Source organism: Fischerella muscicola PCC 7414 (genome assembly GCF_000317205.1).
Taxonomy (GTDB): Bacteria; Cyanobacteriota; Cyanobacteriia; order Cyanobacteriales; family Nostocaceae; genus Fischerella; species Fischerella muscicola.
This window is the reverse complement of the sequence record NZ_AJLK01000080.1, coordinates 1-19,805: the sequence shown is the minus strand read 5'-3', so window position 1 is coordinate 19,805 and position 19,805 is coordinate 1. Positions and strand designations below refer to the sequence as shown.

17 protein-coding genes are annotated in these 19,805 nt (G+C 40.5%); 8 read left to right on the top strand and 9 right to left on the bottom strand.

Going from position 1 to position 19,805, the window contains the following annotated elements:
* Positions 1–49: 49 nt before the first annotated feature.
* A complete protein-coding gene (locus tag UYI_RS0111935) occupies positions 50–367 on the top strand; it encodes a hypothetical protein (RefSeq protein ID WP_016866899.1) in 318 nt (105 codons plus the stop codon).
* Between the two features lie 101 nt (positions 368–468).
* Here the strand turns inward: UYI_RS0111935 and cysK are convergent, their stop codons facing one another.
* On the bottom strand, positions 469–1,431 hold the full coding sequence (gene cysK / locus UYI_RS0111930) for a cysteine synthase A (protein ID WP_016866898.1): 963 nt from the start codon (positions 1,429–1,431) through the stop codon (positions 469–471).
* A gap of 190 nt (positions 1,432–1,621) precedes the next feature.
* Between cysK and UYI_RS0111925 the strand changes: the two genes are divergently transcribed.
* The gene (locus UYI_RS0111925; RefSeq protein WP_016866897.1) at positions 1,622–3,172 is read left to right on the top strand and encodes a metallophosphoesterase family protein; all 1,551 of its coding nucleotides are present in this window, start codon (positions 1,622–1,624) and stop codon (positions 3,170–3,172) included.
* A 91-nt stretch (positions 3,173–3,263) separates the two neighbouring features.
* On the opposite strand, the gene UYI_RS0111920 is transcribed toward UYI_RS0111925, so the two are convergent.
* The 3 genes from UYI_RS0111920 to UYI_RS0111910 form a co-directional block, all read right to left on the bottom strand.
* Complete coding sequence (locus UYI_RS0111920; protein ID WP_016866896.1) at positions 3,264–3,677, bottom strand: hypothetical protein; 414 nt, start codon at positions 3,675–3,677, stop codon at positions 3,264–3,266.
* A gap of 549 nt (positions 3,678–4,226) precedes the next feature.
* Positions 4,227–4,658 (bottom strand): CAAD domain-containing protein, encoded by a 432-nt coding sequence (locus tag UYI_RS0111915; RefSeq protein ID WP_016866895.1) that lies wholly within the window; start codon positions 4,656–4,658, stop codon positions 4,227–4,229.
* 335 nt (positions 4,659–4,993) lie between these two features.
* Complete coding sequence (locus UYI_RS0111910; protein ID WP_016866894.1) at positions 4,994–6,130, bottom strand: cob(I)yrinic acid a,c-diamide adenosyltransferase; 1,137 nt, start codon at positions 6,128–6,130, stop codon at positions 4,994–4,996.
* A 101-nt stretch (positions 6,131–6,231) separates the two neighbouring features.
* On the opposite strand from UYI_RS0111910, the gene UYI_RS36765 reads away from it, so the two are divergent.
* The 3 genes from UYI_RS36765 (at position 6,232) to fraD (ending at position 8,356) form a co-directional block, all read left to right on the top strand.
* A complete protein-coding gene (locus UYI_RS36765) occupies positions 6,232–6,369 on the top strand; it encodes a hypothetical protein (RefSeq protein WP_157226330.1) in 138 nt (45 codons plus the stop codon).
* A 352-nt stretch (positions 6,370–6,721) separates the two neighbouring features.
* Positions 6,722–7,258 carry a filament integrity protein FraC gene (fraC, locus tag UYI_RS0111905; protein ID WP_016866893.1) on the top strand — a complete coding sequence of 179 codons (537 nt, stop codon included), beginning with the start codon at positions 6,722–6,724 and terminating at the stop codon, positions 7,256–7,258.
* Positions 7,259–7,342: 84 nt separating this feature from the next.
* Positions 7,343–8,356: a septal junction protein FraD gene (gene fraD, locus UYI_RS0111900; protein WP_016866892.1), complete on the top strand. Its 1,014-nt coding sequence runs from the start codon at positions 7,343–7,345 to the stop codon at positions 8,354–8,356.
* A 143-nt stretch (positions 8,357–8,499) separates the two neighbouring features.
* Here fraD and UYI_RS0111895 read toward each other — a convergent pair whose 3' ends face one another.
* Together UYI_RS0111895 and UYI_RS0111890 are read right to left on the bottom strand one after the other, a co-directional pair.
* Entirely contained in the window at positions 8,500–9,078 is a 579-nt protein-coding gene (locus UYI_RS0111895) for a hypothetical protein (RefSeq protein ID WP_016866891.1), read from the bottom strand.
* 324 nt (positions 9,079–9,402) lie between these two features.
* Positions 9,403–11,313 carry an ATP-binding protein gene (locus UYI_RS0111890; protein WP_016866890.1) on the bottom strand — a complete coding sequence of 637 codons (1,911 nt, stop codon included), beginning with the start codon at positions 11,311–11,313 and terminating at the stop codon, positions 9,403–9,405.
* Positions 11,314–11,878: 565 nt separating this feature from the next.
* Between UYI_RS0111890 and UYI_RS0111885 the strand changes: the two genes are divergently transcribed.
* Together UYI_RS0111885 and UYI_RS0111880 are read left to right on the top strand one after the other, a co-directional pair.
* A complete protein-coding gene (locus tag UYI_RS0111885; RefSeq protein WP_016866889.1) occupies positions 11,879–12,082 on the top strand; it encodes a hypothetical protein in 204 nt (67 codons plus the stop codon).
* Between the two features lie 207 nt (positions 12,083–12,289).
* Positions 12,290–13,132 carry a cyanophycinase gene (locus UYI_RS0111880; RefSeq protein WP_016866888.1) on the top strand — a complete coding sequence of 281 codons (843 nt, stop codon included), beginning with the start codon at positions 12,290–12,292 and terminating at the stop codon, positions 13,130–13,132.
* A gap of 87 nt (positions 13,133–13,219) precedes the next feature.
* Here UYI_RS0111880 and UYI_RS0111875 read toward each other — a convergent pair whose 3' ends face one another.
* Both UYI_RS0111875 and UYI_RS0111870 read right to left on the bottom strand, forming a co-directional pair.
* On the bottom strand, positions 13,220–14,299 hold the full coding sequence (locus UYI_RS0111875; RefSeq protein WP_016866887.1) for a peptidoglycan-binding domain-containing protein: 1,080 nt from the start codon (positions 14,297–14,299) through the stop codon (positions 13,220–13,222).
* 89 nt (positions 14,300–14,388) lie between these two features.
* The gene (locus UYI_RS0111870) at positions 14,389–15,330 is read right to left on the bottom strand and encodes an N-acetylmuramoyl-L-alanine amidase (RefSeq protein ID WP_016866886.1); all 942 of its coding nucleotides are present in this window, start codon (positions 15,328–15,330) and stop codon (positions 14,389–14,391) included.
* A gap of 557 nt (positions 15,331–15,887) precedes the next feature.
* On the opposite strand from UYI_RS0111870, the gene UYI_RS0111865 reads away from it, so the two are divergent.
* Positions 15,888–17,504, top strand: a complete 1,617-nt coding sequence (locus tag UYI_RS0111865; RefSeq protein ID WP_016866885.1) for a hypothetical protein — start codon at positions 15,888–15,890, stop codon at positions 17,502–17,504.
* A gap of 563 nt (positions 17,505–18,067) precedes the next feature.
* Here UYI_RS0111865 and mgtE read toward each other — a convergent pair.
* A complete protein-coding gene (gene mgtE, locus UYI_RS0111855) occupies positions 18,068–19,471 on the bottom strand; it encodes a magnesium transporter (RefSeq protein ID WP_016866883.1) in 1,404 nt (467 codons plus the stop codon).
* Positions 19,472–19,805: the final 334 nt, after the last annotated feature.

The following is a 19,805-nucleotide window of genomic DNA, read 5'->3' as shown; positions in this document are numbered from 1 at the left end:
AACTGGTTGGTTTTCAATTACACGTAATTATTTGAAAGGAATAACAACAATGATTGGACAAGATTCGATACAAACTGAGAAAAAAACTTGTCCCCATCTGGGACAGGAATTTCAACCCTTTGTGCAACCACAACTTGACGATCCCTATTCGTTCTTTCAGCGTGCTAGAGAAGAAGAACCAATATTTCACAGTCCCATATTAAATGGCTATGTTCTCACACGCTATGAAGACATCCTCAATGTTCTGAAGGATCCGACAAAATTTTCTTCAGCAGATAACCTCAAACCAATAGCATTGTTGATGCAATTTGGGGAACACAAGCAGTCTTTTATGCTAGTGGGGTTTTTGCCTTTGTCTCGTTTGTAGTCTTCAACTTGCTGAGTCCTAAACGGTAGAAGTTCAGTATCCTAACGCTACAACGGGGGAGAACCCCCGCAGCAACGCATTGGCTCCCCAGTTAATCAAGTTTACACTTTCTGCAACCATTCAGTTTCTTGTGGTTCTTGGAAAAGTGATGTACTTAAGTAGCGTTCACCAAAACTAGGCTGAATCATTACAATTAATTTGCCTTCATTTTCTGGACGCTTTGCTACTTGAATTGCTGCATACAAGGCTGCACCGGCAGAAATTCCTGATAACAAGCCTTCTTCTCTGGCTAAACGACGGCCATAGGAAATTGACTGCTCATCTGTGACTTGAATGACTTCATCCACTAAGTCTGGACGGTAAATATCTGGAACAAAGCCAGCGCCGATACCTTGAATTTTATGTGGCCCGGGTAGTCCTCCTGCTAGTACAGGGCTGCTGGCTGGTTCGACAGCGATCGCTTGAAAAGTTGGTTTACGTTGTTTGATTACTTCTGCTACACCTGTAATTGTTCCACCAGTACCAACTCCTGCTACCAAAATGTCTACTTGTCCATCGGTGTCTTGCCAAATTTCTTCGGCTGTGGTTTCGCGATGCACTTTGGGATTGGCTGGATTACGAAACTGCTGTAACATGCGGGCATTAGGTGTTTGTGCTACTATTTGCTCAGCCCGAACGATCGCACCCCGCATCCCTTCTACTCCTGGTGTTAATACCAGTTTTGCACCATAAGCTCTGAGCATTGCTTGTCTTTCTTTGCTCATGGTTTCCGGCATTGTCAAAATCAAATCATAGCCCTTGGCAGCTGCTACCATCGCTAAAGCAATGCCTGTATTTCCAGAAGTTGGCTCAACTAAAACATTTTGTCCGGGTTTGATCCAGCCAGCGGCTTCCGCAGCCTCTACCATACTCACCCCTATTCTGTCTTTCACGGATGCGGCTGGATTCATACTTTCTAATTTCACTACAATCTGAGCTACTGCTCCCGCACTTTGAGGAATTCTGTTTAAGCGAACTAAAGGAGTTCTGCCCACCAATTCTGTTATATTGTCAGCAATTCGCATCTGTGTTTTCCTTGTTGGCTAAAAAATACATCTAAAAAAGTCTGTATTCAATATACTACTGTTTGTCGGTAGGCTTTTAGAATTTTGTAAATGAACCAAAATAAATAAGTCGATGTGGAGTGTTAGTGGTTAATAGTTTAGTAGATAGTTGTTTCAAGCAACTAATGCTGATGACCAATAACTCTTGAGTATGAAATTTGTATCGGAACCAGCGATCGCTGATAAAATTCGTAAGATGAACCAACGGGTAAAGTGGCAAGACCCGTTGGTGGTGCAACGTGGCATAGATCAAACTCGGCTAATGCTAGATGATGGTCGAGACGAAGAATCGAAATTTTCATTTTTAGTGGTGGGTGACAGTGGGGCGGGGTCACATTATACACATAATCCCCAACGGCAAGTTGCAGAATTAATGCTCCCCCATCGTCAAGAATGCCGTTTTATGCTGCATACGGGCGACGTCATCTATTTAGTGGGGTCAAGCGAGTATTACCAAAAGAATTTCATTGAACCTTACCGTGAGTTTATCTGTGGAGGTGAGCAACCCCAGCGTATTGCTTATGACCAAATGGTTTTTCAGTTGCCGATCCTACCTGTGCCGGGAAATCATGATTACTACGATTTGCCGCTGGTGTTTGGAGTGCTATCTCTAGCTACACTTCCTATACGCAAATTTTTCACATCTAAGTTGGATTTTGATGTTGGTTGGCACGGTTCCAGACAGGGTGATGCCTACGCCCGAGCTTTTCTAGACTATTTAAAAGCTTTTATACTGCCGTCAGACCTTGCCCGTCATTTAGATACACACTACACAGCCAAGACTGAAACTGGTCGATGTCTGCGTTATGAGCCAGGAAGCTTTACTCGTCTGCCCAATCGTTACTACACCTTCCGCTATGGTGGCATAGATTTCTTTGCTTTAGATTCTAATACATTCAACGATCCGCCTCCACTACCAGCAACAAAACAAGGAGAAGCTGAACGCAAGATTTTGCAAAAGCGCCGTGTCGAGATGGAAGAACAGAAGCAGGAAATTGTGCAAACTTTGACCCAACTAGATACTAATGAACCTGCTGAGGCTGAACATTTGGATGATTTGCGCGTGAAATTGGCACAAATTGAAGAAATTGTTGTTGATATCGACAAGCAACTTACTGCTGACCACAAAACGGTAGTAGATACTGAACAACTAGATTGGTTGAAGCAGCGCCTGATAGAATCCTGGCATACTAAAGAAGTACGTGGTAGAGTTATTTATTTTCACCATCCTCCTTACGTCACTGAAGCAACAAAATGGAATCAGGGACAAACTCTGGCTGTGCGCGATCGCCTGCGTGATGTACTGGATGGAGTAGCAGCAGAGTTAGGTTCTCTGGCTGAGGATCGTCCCTTAGTAGATTTGGTTTTGAATGGTCACGCTCACTGTTTAGAATACCTACAAACAATGGATACAGGTCACGCTGATCGCAATATCAACTGGATTGTTTGCGGTGGTAGTGGCTACAGTTTGCGGCGTCAACGGGCTGAGGGAACAGATTTATTAGAAGACCAAAAATTAGTAGCGCGATCGCATTTATTTGTAGGTCGCACAGGACAAGGTTCTCAAAAACGCCGACCATATTCCTGTCTGCGTATCGATGTTAAAGACGGTTGTCCCCCCAAGTTTATTGTTCGTCCTTTGGTAGTCGAACGTTACCAGCGTCAGTGGCGCGATCGTGAAGTACAACCATTTACTATTTGAGTACAACAAAAAGCGATGAGTGAGAAAATTCTCAGTCATCGCGATGTGCCTTCTTAAAAATTAAATCCCCAACTTAGCAACACCAATAAAACTAAACCACACCAGGGCCTCTACCGCGTTCGTCGCCCTCCATTGTTAATTCGCCTTGCTTGTCTTCGTTAATTTCTGTTAATTCTTCAACGCGATGTGATTTATCTTCTTCTGCTTCTTGACGTGCATCACCTGGTACTTCGTAGTACATTTCTGGTTCAATCGCGTAGTTGTTTAACAAACCTTCTTTATCTACAGTGTAGCCATCTGTGGTGCGTATACTATCACCAGGATGAGTTTGGTCATCAGTGGTAGCACTGGCTTCTTTTTCTTCTGTAGGTGTTGTTTTAAATAAATCTCCTTCTCTTTCTCTACGTGCTGCGGTTTCAGCAGGAACAATATGTGGATCGTATTTATCTTCCCGAACGCGATCAGATGTATCTGCTCCTTTGTTATAAGCTTCATTATTAGCCATAATTTATGTGCCCCTTAAATTAATCTGTTTTAATCATTCAATCCAAGGACTATATTAGTTTTTTAGTAAAGCCAGCCTAACTATCTAAAGAAGTGTTTGGAATATACAAACAAAGATTTTTATCTGTCTAGGGATATATATATTTACTAAGTTCCAATTTTTAGGAATTGGTAATTGGTAGTTGGTAGTTGGTAATTGGTAATTGGGATATTGCTTGATAGTTATGATTGCATTCGAGGTTCCAAGAGCTATAGTACAAGCGCGTCCGGTTTTGGGAGGAGCGAGGGGGTACGGAGAGAGAAAATTAAATCTTCCCGTCGTGTATGGGGGATTTAGGAGATTTTAGGATTCATACAATAAGTCTATTAGTTAACTTAAAATACAAGCCAGGAAATAAAATTCCTGGCTTACGTTTACAGAATGGGACATATTTTTTTGGTAAGTATGCAGGCATAAATAAAACTTGTTTTTAAACAAAATGAAGAATTTATTTATTGCCCACTATTAGCCATGATGCAAATTAATTTCAATTTGCATTGAACTCGTTAATCAACCCAAAATTTGCTTTCTAACAGAGTCAATTTCTGCTACTAATTCTTGCCGAGTGGAATCTTTAAGAAGATAGCGAAAAACGAACCAAGTAGTGTAACTAATTCCTACTAACTCCAACACTGGCTGTGCTAGCGGAATATCATTGATTGCATCTAGTACTGCTAGGATTACCCTAACTGTAACAAGCGCTGCCAAAAGCCAAACTAGGTTAGTCAACAGTGGCTTGTATGCTTGAAAAAACTTATTGAAGTTTTGGGAAAATTCCTCCCAAAAGTTTGTTAATTCTCTAGTAATGAGCTGCCATTGACTCTCAGATTCTTGGGCTGGAGGCAACTTTGGTAGATTTTGAGAATCTGAAGGTTCAATTGCTGCCACAGCTTCTGCTGAGGGAACATCATTGTATTGTTTTTGCTGCACTTCGGTTTCCATAGGTTGGTGTAATAGTGTTGCTGAGGTGGATAATCATGAACGCATTATTTCCTAATCTAATTTGTGCAGTTTCATCTTATTTTTTCATCGAACTTTTGACATAGTTGTTTTTTATCCCATGAGAAGGAAGAATCATACCAAATCCAGTTCAATTACCCCTTTTATTCTGTAGTCCGCGAAGGCGGACTTTGTTTGTGTAGCCGCGACTTCCAGTCGCTAGGGAAAAGAGGGGTTATAAAGACGGATATGGTATCATTAGCTATTAGTCAAGAGTCCATTGTCAAGTGTCAATTGCTCTGAGTTCAGAGTTTTTTAACCATTGACCATTGACCACATTAAAAATCTACTCCCCGCTTAAGTTCCACGCCTTGATTAGCATAGTGTTTATGGCAGTAAACTTCAGAGTGAATACTAGCCAAGTCGAAATATGCTGGTTGGTTTTGGCACCGACCAGTGATGATAATTTCAGTATGACGAGGTTTGCGGAGTAAAGCTTGGACAATTGGTTCTACAGGCAGCAATTCTAAGTCAACAGTGGGGTTAAGCTCATCAAGGATAATGGTTTTATAAAGTCCAGAAGCGATCGCAGTCTTGGCAATTTCCCAACCTCGTTCCGCTTCCACATAGTCTAACTCCTGCCGAGAATTACGCCAAACGATCGCATCTCGACCACAGCGTTGATGATCTATTACATGTGGATATGACTGTTGTAAAGCTGCTAATGCTGCATCTTCAGTGTAGCCAGTACCACCTTTAAGCCACTGCATAATTAATACACGCGTAGATCCTGGATGATTAATACCTCGACCTATAGCTTGTAGTGCTTTGCCCAAAGCACTAGTGGATTTACCTTTACCAGCACCTGTATAAATTTCAATACCTTCAATTAAGAGTGCAGTTGCAGTTGGGTGGTGATGAGGTTTCATTTCCGAGTGCAAATCCGCAATATCTAGCAACTTTTGGGGTGCAGCACGACCAGTCGCAATAATTTCTAATTCTTCAGGTTTAGATGTCAGTGTTTTTACCACTTCATCCACCGACAATAAACCCAAATCCAAGACAGGGTTAATTTCATCCAAGACAACAACCGAATACAAACCAGAAGCGATCGCGCCTTTTGCTACATCCCAACCCCGTGCAGCTTCAGACCTATCAAAGGCTGTAATTTCATCTGGCCCAAAAAATTCTGCTCTACCAGTGCGAACTTGATCAATTAAATGAGGAAATCCCCGTTGCAAAGCTGCGATCGCGCCATCTTCATCATAGTCTCGTTCTGGTCCTTTTAAAAACCGCAGCAGCAAGACGCGGTTAGAATTACTCGGTGTATTGATCCCCAAGCCAATTGAGCGCAAAACGACTCCTAAAGCTGCTTGGGATTTGCCTTTACCTGCACCATCATAAACGTGAATTTGCCCTGTCACCCTTTGTTGACGCACTTGTGCTGTGCGAATTCCAATGCCGTTCCTTGTCATCTCACTCAAAGCTGTAAGTGGCAGTCTTTTATCTTACCCAAGGTCTTGCGTAAGAAGGTAGGGGAAAATTTACTAGCTTAACTGTATTGGGAGATTCCTATTTGATTTTTGAAAAAACTCCGTACACCCCTCACACTCCTCACACTCCCCATCTCCCCACTGCCCCTAATCCCCACGACCGACAGGGAGTGGGGGGAGGTGAGTTCCCCACCTCCCCATTGCCCAAAGTGTTACGCTAGACCGCAACTTAGTATCATCATTTGACTAGGTTGCGGCTATACTTTCTTAAGTCATTCAACAAAGGGTATAAAAAAATGAGCCAATAAAGGAATGAGGGAGAAAATAGGATGTCTCAAATTCTTCCTTTACCTCTAATAAAAGATAAAGATATAAGCCTTACACTAGCGGTGAATGCCACTAGCAACAAATGAAAGAAACACAATTTTTCTCCTACACCCTTACACCCATATACTCCTATACCCCCTATGTTTCTGAAGAGAGTTTAAGGACAAAGAAAATTACTCTATCCTTTCCTTACACCTCTATACCCCTATAACCATAGTTAAATTTAGTAACAACCTGGTTCTACTTATGTTTGATCTTCCTCTGCTTCCTAAAGTCCTACCCCTTGGTGCAATTTTGTTTAGTTTTTTATTTTTACTGATATCTATTCCCCTAGAAGCCTATATTTTAAATTCAATTCTCAAATTTGATAAAAAAACCTCTAGTTTTTATGCCATATGTATGAATTTATTTTCCAATGTTATTGGTTGGGCAATATTTTTTTTGATAGAACCATTTCTTTCTATTAGATTAAGGTCTGGTTTAATAAATTTAATCTTTTTTAATCAAATACTACCTAATCTCATAAATTTGATGATTTTGACTGCTTTTATTGTTTTTTTTGGAACTTTTTTAGTTAAATCATTAATATTAAGAGTTGCGTTAGTTTCGTTGACAGATTTTTGGAAGCAAGAACCTGAGTCTACTCCTCAAAAATTCTACTCTCGTCGTGATTTTAAAAGAAAATTACAATCAAAAAATATTTTTACTAGTGTGCTAATAGCTAATGCGCTTAGTTACACTGCTGTTGTGCTAGTTCTATTTTTGATTATCAGAATTGGATGAAGTTAGTAATTAGTATTTTGGATTTTGTACTAAACTAATTACCAAAACTAATAAAACAATTACTAGGAATGTAAAGGTTGTAATATGGAGCTAATTAGAGATTTATTTGGTTTATTTGGCTTTATTGGAGAAATTTACGACAATATAAAAGATTTTTTTATTCCCAAAAGGGCTTTTGCTTGGCAAACATTAGTATATTTAAGTATTTTTTCTTGGTTAATGTCCTCTCTATCTACAGGTTTTGTTAAATCTGCAATTGCCTTTTGTGGCTGGGCATTATTGATAGCAGGGACTGCCTGGTATACAACTGAAAATCCTGTACTTATTCCTGGTACGAATATGCCTGTTGGGGCGCTAGTAACTGGATTTTTAGTAAGTGCTTTTGCTTTTAGGGAACCAGGACAAGAAATTACAGCCAGAACAATTGTTTTCTGGCCAACAATTTCAGCACTCATCACAGCGATTCCAGAATTTTTTGAGGGAACAGGGACGGAGTTCAGCACTCAGGTTCCTAAGATAGAAGACCGCCAAAAAATTATTATTCTGGTTGGTAGTTGTATGGTAATTAGTTGTTGGTTACAACTCGGATTTGTAGTAAATAAATGGTTACAAGAGTTCCCTAGTTTACAGACAGATAACTTTAGGCGTAGTTTTGTGGTTAGAACAGAACCACAAATTAGTAAAACTCCCAGAAATGGTGTTTTAATTTTGAATAAACTTGAGCCAATCGTGAAAGAGCAAATAGCTAACAGACCTTGGTCAGAAGTAGAACAGTGGTTAAAGACCGGGAATAGCAGAGTCAATAGTTTAGGTAGAGAAGTAATAGATACAAGCTTACGTGAATTTGACGAAAAGTCTTTATGGCGAACAGAAGCGCGTGTATCTAGCCTTGATCAAAGAAATCCTGACATATATAAATTGGATTTACTGAGTATATGGAGTGGGCCTAGTTCCACTGGAAGTGAGTATTACTTGAGAAAGTCTTGTCGCGTAGAACCAATTAACGGTTCTAGGAGATCAGGAGAAGTATTGAGAGTTGCAGAAATTGAATGCGGCCGCACTAGCAACCGGATTATGGGTTCACCGCCTGCACAGTGAGGTTGGCGGGGAAGTTGAAATGAATGTCTTATCATACACCCTCTCTATTCCCTGATTTTTAAATCCCTGTACCGTTTCCAAGGTTGTTGTCAAAAACCTACACTTGTCAGGGTGGGGAGGTGGCAGCATTTTCTACCTGTGGTTCAGTCTGGGAAAGCCACACCAGTCCTTGGATCACGGATATACAGTCCTAGTGTCAGACTACGCATCACTTCATCCCAAACGGGTGTTAACTGTTCTGCTTGATCTGCCCAATAATCGAATGTAATCAAGCACTGCACATTCGACCCCAAACCAATGCAAGTCCGCGAAAAAGCTTCCCGTGGTTCTGTTTGAGTGTCGATAAACTTAATTTCTGCCCACATAATTTTGGCTGTTTGGCGCTTGAGAGTAACTATTTCTCCCTTCTCAATGACGTTGCGTTCGTCGTTGTCTATGACTTTCTTCAAGGTGGCTTTTAGCGGAAATAGACTCCAGTCATTAGGTGCCAGGCGATTGAAAGATACTTCCAAGCAACAATCATCGTTAGGCGGTTTTTTATCGAGGAACTTGAACGATTTTTCTTGTGGCTCAAAAACCCAATTCTGAGGAACATTGAAGCGCACAGCACCTCGTCCTGCGACAAAAATTTTGTAGCCTGGTGGAGATTCCCAGTGATGGTCAGGTTTTAGTTCAAGCGTTTCTTTAATCCACTGTAGATTGCTTTTCTTACGCTTTGCCATAGATGTTTATGCAAATCTGCCCAAGAGGTGCGATCGCTGAGATTGGTTTGTTGGGGATCGGCCATTTTGTTAATGTTATCAAATCGCCAGTGTGAAATGGCACTTATACCATTTCACGTTAATCACGATACATTTAAATCCTGTACCAGACGTGCCATGGCACGTCTGGTACAACACAAATATGTTTCACGTTTAAAGGGAATTGGTATTACTTAAGCAGCGATCGTGAAATGCGAAGATTTTGCGACAGCAATTACTGTTTTGGGAGTCGCTTGACTTTTAAGACAGTCGCTACTCTTAATGCTTTATCTGTTGCCCTATAAATTAAAAAATAGTGCTGATTTCTTTCAAATAAACTCTTGTCAATGGTTCATCTTCTCCCAATGTATATTCTTCAATTAAACCCTGGCGATGAATTGAAATATTATCTCCTTTTCTAATTACTACAGTCGAGTTTTCCAAAACATCCCGCATCAACATCATCTCGATTTCTGTAGGATTATTTAGCACTACTAAATTGCTGCGGTCATAGAACATACCCTCTTTTTCTAGGATGTCATGATGATATTCAGCAATTATCAAATCCAACTTAGGATTACGCAACAAAGTATAGACGTTGCTGTTGTAGTTTTGATTTAAAAATTTTTCGGAGCGATTAATAAAAACACCTCCGCGACAAACAGCCCCTATTGTCCAATTTGGATTTTGTAAAAGAATATGGTCAATAGTTTCTTGCAGTTCTTTTACTGAAATCTGGTTAAAGCTGAGAATCGGGATTCTGGCATCCTCATTCGTATTAAAAAAGGTTTCCAAAATATATGCAGGTACATCCACACTTTCACCAACGGCGGGGTTAAGATGCATCAAAATACCAGGAGCAGCATTGATTTCCAAAATTGCAAAATCGCTTTCTTTCCAAGATTGGGCAAGATTTTCGGCAATTACATCAATGCCAAGACAAACTAACCGGAAGTGCTGGGCAATATCTTGCGCTAAAACAATATTGTCGGGGTGAACATTGCGTGTAGCATCAATGCTAATACCACCTGCGGAAAGATTGGCAACTTTGCGAAGATAAACTGTTTTGTCTGTGTCAATCACGCTGTCTAATGACAAACCCTGTTCTTCTAAATATAGTTCCATTGCCTCGTCGCGCTGAATTTTACTCATGGGCGAGGTGGGTGTGTCTAAACGAGCAGGTTTGCGATTTTCTTTTTCGATTAATTCATCAATTGTTGAGTATCCATCACCGACAATTGATGCGGGACGGCGTTCGGTGGCGGCGACAAATCTACCATTAACACACAGCAAGCGGTAATCTTTGCCGCGAATACTTTTTTCTACAATAATGCGGATTGGCTCATTTTCAGGAATGGCTTTAACTGCTCTCCAATAAGCAGCTTCTAAATCATCTTCATCTCGCACATCTGCTGTCACACCAATGCCTTTATGACCGACTACAGGCTTAACGGCTACTGGATAACCAATTTCTTTAGCTACCTTCAAGGCTTCTTTTTCGGAGAAAACTATATCACCTTTAGGTACTGGAAAACCTAAAATTTTTAAGAATTCTTTGCAGTCATCTTTACGGGTAGTAAAGTCTGAATCTAGGTGACTATCACAGTCAAATGTTGTTGCGACACCGCGAATTTGTTTTTTACCGTAACCGTACTGTGTCAGTCTTTCCTCCCATATATGAAAGGTAGGAATTCCTTTTTTATGAGCTGTTCGCAATAAGGCGTAAATAGTGGGACCACCGTAGGCAGATACTCGGAATCTTCTTTGCAGTCCCCGTAATTCTTCTTCAAACTCAATATCATCGTCTCTAGTAATTGCTTCAAACCAATCCCAAACAAAATAAACTACAGAGCGTGTTGTATCGGCGTGCAGAGATTGTACAGCAATTCTGGTATATCTACCGTTGGGTTGAATACTCCAGCGATCCAGGTGCAAATCCATATCCAGCTTATTCACTTGGGACACAATGCGGGCAAACAGCTGGGCATGGGAATCGTAGGTTTCGTTCTTGAGTTGGGGGTAGCGATCGCCAATCACTTCTATGTAATCTTCTAAGGCTAGCGATCGCCAAGGCTCAGTCAGAGCAAAATCAAATACTAGCGCCCCCGTATTTAAATAAGGGTTCGGCCCGATGTAGTGCTGAAAGTTGAAAATATCGAAGGCATCTGTTTTTCTGGCATTAATGCGGACTGCATCGGTATTTTTATCTTGAACCATTGACCATATACCTTTAGCGAAATACTCTGGTGTCCTGATGCTAATTGACGTTTACCAAGATTTACTGCTGAATCAATTTGTCAAAGTTGTTATGTAACATAGGCATCAGTGTAACGCTGTTGAGAAAATTTTTGAGCTATCCCAGGGTATAGAGGTTGAGACTGGGGGGAGGTGGGGAGGGAGACAAGGAGGACAAGGAAGACAAGGGGACCCAGTGCGCCCTTGGAGGTTCCCGAGGACTGAAGCCGGAGGAAACCTCCGGCTATGGAAGTCCGTTCCGTTGTAGCACCTGGCGTGGACAAGGAAGAAATTACCTATTTCCTGTTAAGAGTTAAGAGTTCCCAATGACTTTTGACCACTAACCACTAACCAATATACAGACGTGCCATGGCACGTCTGGTACAACCACCAACCAACAACCAACAATTAACCACAAATCATTAACAAATAACATTATTTTATATACCCAAATACTTATAACCTTTGAGGGGTGAAATATGATCCCCAAATACATATAAATAATAAATGAACAAGCAAAATCAAAAAACTTAGGAGACAGCAGAGCATGAATGTTACTAAAGATGCTCTCCGGAATGAAGTTCGCTATCTAGCTGAGGAGGCTTTTCACCGCAAGTTAATTTCTGGCTTTGGAGATGGGCCAGATGCTAACGAATATCAAATAGTCTTTCAAGGAAAACCTAGACATTTTCCTTTAGAGGAAGCACATTCTTTTTTAGTAAATCTGCTGTTTAACAACCAAGATAATTAGATTTTTTTGTTCAAATTCTAACTGAGAAAAATTTTGTTAAATAATTAAATTACTCAGTTTTGAAGCTATTGTACTCCCGTATTTAACAGTGCGGGAGTATTGTCAACAGAGGTGAAATATAAATAATTATTAATTAGCCAGAAAAATTAGTAATTATTTGGTCATGTTTCTTGATATTAATTCATACTCATTATACTCGGAGGCGCTATGTCAGAAAGCCAAACTAAACGGCAGTTGGTGATTATTGGGGGAGCAGAAGATAAGGAGGGAGACTGCCAAATCCTACGAGAGTTTGTCCGTCGTGCCGGGGGTACTAAAGCGCGAATTGTGATTATGACAGCAGCGACAGAACTACCCAGAGAAGTAGGAGAAAACTATATTAGAGTCTTCGAGCGGCTTGGAGCAGAAGACGTCCGCATAGTTGATACAGAAACTCGTGAAGATGGTTCTTCATCAACTGCTTTGGAAGCAATTAATAAGGCAACAGGAGTATTTTTTACAGGGGGAGATCAAGCTAGGATTACTAGTATACTTAAAGACACCGAAATAGATGCAGCTATTCACAAACGCTTTTCTGAAGGTGTAGTCATAGGAGGCACAAGTGCGGGGGCTGCTGTAATGCCAGACGTCATGATTGTAGAGGGCGATTCTGAGACAAATCCCCGCATTGAAATTGTGGATATGGGCCCCGGTTTAGGTTTTTTACCTGGGGTAGTAATTGATCAGCATTTCTCCCAAAGAGGACGTTTAGGACGGTTAATCTCAGCTCTAGCGCAGCAACCTGCGGTATTAGGATTTGGTATTGATGAAAATACAGCGATGGTTGTTACTGACAATCAAATAGAAGTTATTGGAGAAGGCTCGGTAACAATTGTAGATGAATCAGAAGTTATACATAATAACGTGGACGAGATTTTGAAAGATGAGGCTTTAGCAATTTGTGGAGCAAGGCTGCATATTTTGCCACATGGGTATAAATTTGATTTGAAAACCCATAGACCAATTTTGAATGGTCAATCTTTACCATTACAGCCAGCAAATACGCAATGATAGACCTCTTGCAAAAGTCGTTTTTGTAAGAGTCGGGTAAAGGGGAAAGGTTAAAGGGTTTTTATTTTCCTTTATTTTCCCCAAATTTTAATAACCATCCACTGACCAATGGGGAGGATCATTACTCAGTTTGTATACACCGTAAGATTCACCCACTTTCCATAAAGTTTTATTCAAAGCAGCATTACAGGGTTCACCAACACTAACAATTCTGCCGTTTCCATCCCTAATATTAATCTTGCCATCCCAGGTTACATTCCAGTCAATTGCTAATCTTTGAATATGGCGAGAATTTAAAGATACAGGATTACCACCTACACCATAAGCTACTACCATATCTTTAGCAGCTTGTAGTGAGCCTGCATTAGTATAATGTACCCAATTAATATCAACTCCATTCATAGCTGGTACATATTGGGGTGATATTTCTTGACGATTAATTCTGGCAGAATAATGCATTAGGTAAGCACGTTCTTTGGGACGATGGGTAGCAGTAACAATCACTTGACAGCCAGCATCAATCAAGGCTTTTTGAAATGCTTCTACTTTTTGACGAAATGGAGAAGCTAAATCAGCAATTAACTTACTTGTGGGAAAATTATCAACCCAATGGGAACCACTCAGACGAAATCTTTGTTTTTTCGCATAGGTGTTAAATATATCCATTGCTTGAGTAAAATCTGTTCCCAGTTTTTGTTTAGTTGTATTACTCAAAGCTTGTTCTAATTCACCACGTAAGCGTACATCTCTTTTTTTATATGCTTCAGCTAATCCTTTAGTACTTGTATTACCAAAATCACCATCTACTGTTAATGGCGGATTGAGTTGTGCAACCTGATTCAAACACTTTTGTAAATCCTTAACTTCTGTTTCACCAAAACGGAGATAATTCAGCAATGTACTAGCTGAAAGGTTAGGGATTTTAGCAATAAAACCTTGAGTAGCAGCTTTACTATATGTGCCATTACCAACAATTCCATCAGCTTCTAAGCCATTTCTTTGTTGATAAATACGAGTAGCTTCGTCAGTACCTTTACCAAACTCGCCATCAACATTTTGAATTGGATATTCAGCTTCTTTTAAAAAGCTTTGCCACGCACTCACATAAATTCCATTAGAACCTATTTTGAGAACTGGTAATTTCAGTACAGTGATGTTAAAAGCCATAGATTTCTCCTCAAGTGTTCTTTGTTGATTGTTGAATGTTGGTTGTTAATTATTCCAACTAACAAACAACTAACAACAAATAACATTCATTAACCAATTAATTTCTGCCAAGTAACAGGCCCAACAATTCCATCAGCAGTTAAACCATTTTGCTGCTGAAATCTCTTCATGGCTACCTCTGTTTGTGGCCCATAAACACCGTCAATTTCTACACCTAAACGGAATTGCAAGTATCTGACAACTACACCACCTGCATGATTTACTCTAATAACTCGTTTGGCTAAAATTTGATTAATTGCATTCCAGGTAGTGTCTCCAGCAATTCCTGTTTGTTGAATGCCGACAATACTTTGAAATTTTTCTATTGCCGATTTGGTTGCTGTACCATTAACGCCATCCTCTAAGAGAGACCGACCATTTTTATCGGTAATTTTGAGCCGATTTAAAGCTTTTTGCAATCTCTGGATGGTTGTATCTGGATTGTCTTCTTCATCGGCAACGGGAGGTAAAGGGGTAGTAGGTAATTTACCAGTTAAACCTTTGACGATCGCATTCGCCATTGCCTCTGGATTATACAGATTCATGTCTTTTTGCGAATCGATAAAGCAACATTCTATTAAAATCGCGGGCATATCTGTATTCTTCAGGACAAATAAGTGACTACCATTTTTCACACCGCGATTAAAAAAGCCTAATTTCACTATTTCATCTAATACTGGTTTGGCAATTTTTCTGCCTGTATCGCTAATTGAAAATACTTCTGTGCCATTCGCTTGCCGATTAAAGGCATTAAAATGAATGGATACAAAAAGTTCTACTTTATTAGCATTTGCGGTAGCGCATCTTTTCCTTAGGGATTCCCCTACTGTGGAGGCTCTGTCTGGTTTACAATCCACAACTTGATGCCCTAAAGCTTTTAACTTAGATATAACTCTGTTGCCTACATCTAAAGTCAAATTATCCTCAATTTTAATGCCTCTTGCACCAGTATCGGGTGGGCAATTATGCCCGATGTCTATCCCAAATTTCATCTGCTTCTCCTTGAATGAATTGTTAAATAATTCTGCTAGTATTTAATTTTTAATAGGTTCATTACTGATTGCCGATATAGCAAACAAAACTTAAGTATTTTGGCTAGTATAATGTGCTAGGCAACTATATATCATGATACTGCCTACCAAAAGTTAATTGTAACAAAGAAAATTTTGAAAGATTTTTGCTCAAAAATTCGCAACAAAGTTGTCAGATATCTGGCTTTCAGCCGCGCTGTTATTTATTACTGATGTGGATTAAAGCAGTGACAAGGATCACATTGAAAATAGGGAAAAGGGTAAAGCGAGTAGGGTGCGTTAAGCTAAAGTTTAACGCACCGCTATCTAACATGGTGCGTTAGGCGCTTTAATTATATTTTTTGTAACAAATCATATCGAAATCTGCACATAACACACCCTACAGCAATTTTATTTTTACTTTATAAATAAGCTCTAAAACATGACTTTTCCTACTCTCAAAAAATTAGATTTTCTCAGTACTATAATTGGGAATTTTTGTGAGAGGATGTTCAATACAGCGTTAAAAAAAGCACATTATGGCTAATCATACTCCTGCACAACTACAGAGCGATCATCAAACACCTCCGGATGTACAAGTGCGGTTTGAAGCGCGAAAACCAATTACAGACCCAACTTTGGGTATTCCTGTAAATGTCAATACGCAAGGAACACCTCGGCATCGCCTGGTAACTATTGGTGATTCAATTACACATGGTTTTCAAAGTGGAGCAATTTTTAATACACGCATATCCTATCCTGCAATTATCGCAAGGGAAATGGGTTGGAAACAGTTGCGTTATCCGATCTATGATTCACCAGGTGATGGATTGCCATTAAACTTAGAATCTTTGGTTCGTCATCTCCAGGAACGCTTTGGTGACAACATCAACTTTTTTAATTTTTTCCCAACTTTGCTATTTTTACGTAGCTTCTTGGATAAAACCGAAGATTACTGGGAACGTGGCGAAGGTTCACTGCTGGCAAATCAACGCGAGATTAATCACAACTTAGCTGTTTACGGTTGGGATTTGCGGAATATCCTCTCACGCAATGCAGATATCTGTATTGATATCATTAATAATTACAAAACTCAAGATGATTTTTGGCAACAGATTGTTGATCATCATAATGAACGCGCCACTATCCGGGTTTTGAACTCAGCCAGAGATGCAAATGGCAAAGCACTTACACCTTTGCAAGCAGCCGCAGTCCTTGGTGCTGAGGGAACAGCAGAAACCGAAGGAATTGAAACTTTAATTGTCTTTATTGGTGCAAATAATGCCCTGGGCAGTATTCTCACATTTAATGTTGTATGGAGTGATACTGGCTATGATGACATGAAAGTCAACGATCAATACACTGTCTGGCGTCCAATTCACTTTAAAGCAGAACTAGAGCAGGTAGTGGCTGAAGTCAAGAAAATTCGCACTCGTCATGTGATTTTTGGTACAGTACCTCACATCACAATCGTACCTTTTGCTAAGGGAGTAAGTGGTAAAGTTAAACAGGGTTCACGTTACTTTCCTTACTACACTTTACCTTGGATTGCAGATACAGATTTTGAACCCAATAAACATCCACATCTTACTGAAGCAGAAGTGAGAGTAATAGACAGTGCGATTGATCAGTACAATGAGTATATTACTGATGCAGTGCGACAAGCGAGAACCGAAGGTAGAGATTGGTATTTACTAGAAACTTGTGGGTTACTTGACAGGCTGGCATTCCGGCGTTATCTAGAAGATAGTACTGCTAGACCTTCTTGGTGGGAAGAAGTTGGTGGGGCTTACGAACTACCACCAGAATTACAAGCACTTTCACCTGTTCCAGACTCTCGCTTTTTCATCTCTGGATCCAATGGTCGTACTCAAGGCGGTTTGTTCTCTTTAGATGGAATTCATCCTAGCACAATTGGTTACGGCATCCTCGCTCAGGAAGTGATCAAGATTATGCAATCAGCAGGCGTAAAGTTTTATGAGAGTGATAGTCAAACCGAACGTAGGGGAGAAGTGAAAGTTGATTTTCAGCGATTAATTGGTGAGGATACACTAATTTGTCAGCCGCCACAAAACGTTGCAAATATCCTCAAAATAATTGGCGAACTGGATAAGAGATTTAATATTTTCAGTCAGTTGTTGAAGAAGAATTACTAGTAAAATCAGGACTAGAGGCTAGAGTTTAGGAAAGGTTTTAATAGTTTTTTTATAAGTACAGCTTTGTGTAAAATCGTAGCATTTTTAAACGCGGAGGAACACAGAGTAAGCGCAGAGTAACGCAGAGTCTTTTTGTTGACTATTCGCTACGAATTAATGAAGTGTTGTACTTGGCTTTTAATTTGGTAAAACTCTGGAGATAATGCGATCCCTATTCTGAATACTATATCATGTTCGCTTGAATACTTATACTGTTGCGTAGGCTGGTAATAGGTAATTGGTGAGCTAGCGACTCTTACGCAGGGGGTTCCTCCACCATGAGCGACTGGCGTAGACACCCGCTCTCTCGGCTTCAAGGGAGAGTAACCGTAAGGATAATGGGAAAAACCAATGACCAACAGCGAAGCATAATATAGTAAGCAATTAGCCGAACATTATTATGTCTAATGTGAATTAAATAGGTCTATAACTTAGAGCTACTTTATCAAAACCTCGCACAAACCGTTCTCTATTTCTATGCCATTCAAAACCAAGCCAAAATACAAGTGGTTTTTCTAAGGCGCTCATACATTTAAGATCATTCTTGCTAGATTGAAATAAATTAATACACCTAAGACATCCACTGCCGTGGTTATAAACGGTGCTGACATCAACGCTGGATCTAAACGAAATAGGCGAAATAAAAACGGCAGTGCGGAACCGGAAACAGAAGCCAAAACCGAAATTGCTACAAGACTGCTACCAACTGCGATCGCTACTGGTAAATTCTTTTGCAGAAAGAAAGCCCAGATAGTGGCGATCGCACCTAGCATGATTCCTAGCAACGCACCCGCCAAACCTTCGCGGACAACCACTTGCAACGGGCCTCCCAGGGCGCGAATTTCTTCGGTATTCATCCCGCGAATGACTACTGTGGAAGATTGAGCGCCGACATTACCACCTGTACCCGTCAGCAGGGGAATAAACGCTGCTAGCACCACTACTTTTCCCAAAATATCTTCTTGGGACTTAATAATTGTGCCGGTGATTGTGTTGGTAATCAGCAAAACAAACAGCCAAACTACCCGCTTGCGAGCCACTGTCAGCAAATTAGCCTGGAAATAGCTGTCACCGTCAGATTGCACACCACCACCCACAGTATAGATATCTCTGGTGTTTTCCTCTTGTAAAATATCAATCACATCATCAACGGTAACAATACCCACCAGTCGTTGTTCTCGATCCACCACAGGTACAGCCAAAAAGTCGTATCTTTGGATCAATCTCGCTACTTCTTCTTGGTCTGTATCTGTATTCACAGACAACACATCGCGAGTCATGATATCACCGATTGTTTGTTGGGGTTGAGAAGTCACCAACTCGCGCAGCGATAAAATTCCCGTCAAGCGCCTAGCTGCATCCGTGACGTAAAGATAGTAAATCATCTCGCTAGCATTAGCTAAACTGCGAATTCGCTCTAGAGTTTCTGCCACGGTCAAATTTTCTTTGAGAGAGATTAACTCCGGAGTCATAATCCGTCCAGCAGTACCAGCTTCGTAACCCAAGAGTTGGGCTGTGGATTCCCGTTCGGCTGGACTCAGTTGTTCTAACAGGCGCTTGACAATTTTTGCTGGTAACTCATCGAATAACTTAGCTCGATCATCCGGTGACATTTGCTCGACAATCTCGCGCACTTCCTGACTTCTGAGTTCTTCTATTAATCGTTCTTGTACACTGTAGTCAAGATATTCGTAAACTTCGATCGCCTCATCTTTGGAAAGTAAGCGAAAAGCGATCGCGTGCATTGCTTCTGGTAATCCTTCTATAGCCTCAGCAATATCTACAGGTTGCACGGGGACTAAAATAGCTTTAGCTCCACGCAAATCTCCCACTTCCAACAAACTTTGTAATTGCGCTCGCACTAAATCCCGCAATTCCCTGCGTGACACATCTTGGAGAGTAGAGGAGTTACTATTTGGAGTTTGCATAGTGACAACGAAGGTGATGCGATTGTGTATAGTTTGCCCAATTTCAAGATGGGAAAAATAGATTTTACATTGATCCCGTATTTTGCGATCGCAACCACTTTCACAGATCCAATTTGAATCAAACAACCCCCAGTAGAGGGGAAAGTGGGAATGGGAAAAAATAAATTTATTATTTTTTTCTCGTTCAGGCTAGTGCGGATGTAAAGTTTTTATCTGCATTTTTATAGTTTTTGAGCGTGGAAACATTTAACTTGCATATTTTCAGGTTTGGCAAAATGCGTCAATCCCTCTAGTTGTGTAAAACAGGAGTGTAGGGGTGTAAGTAACCTCACCC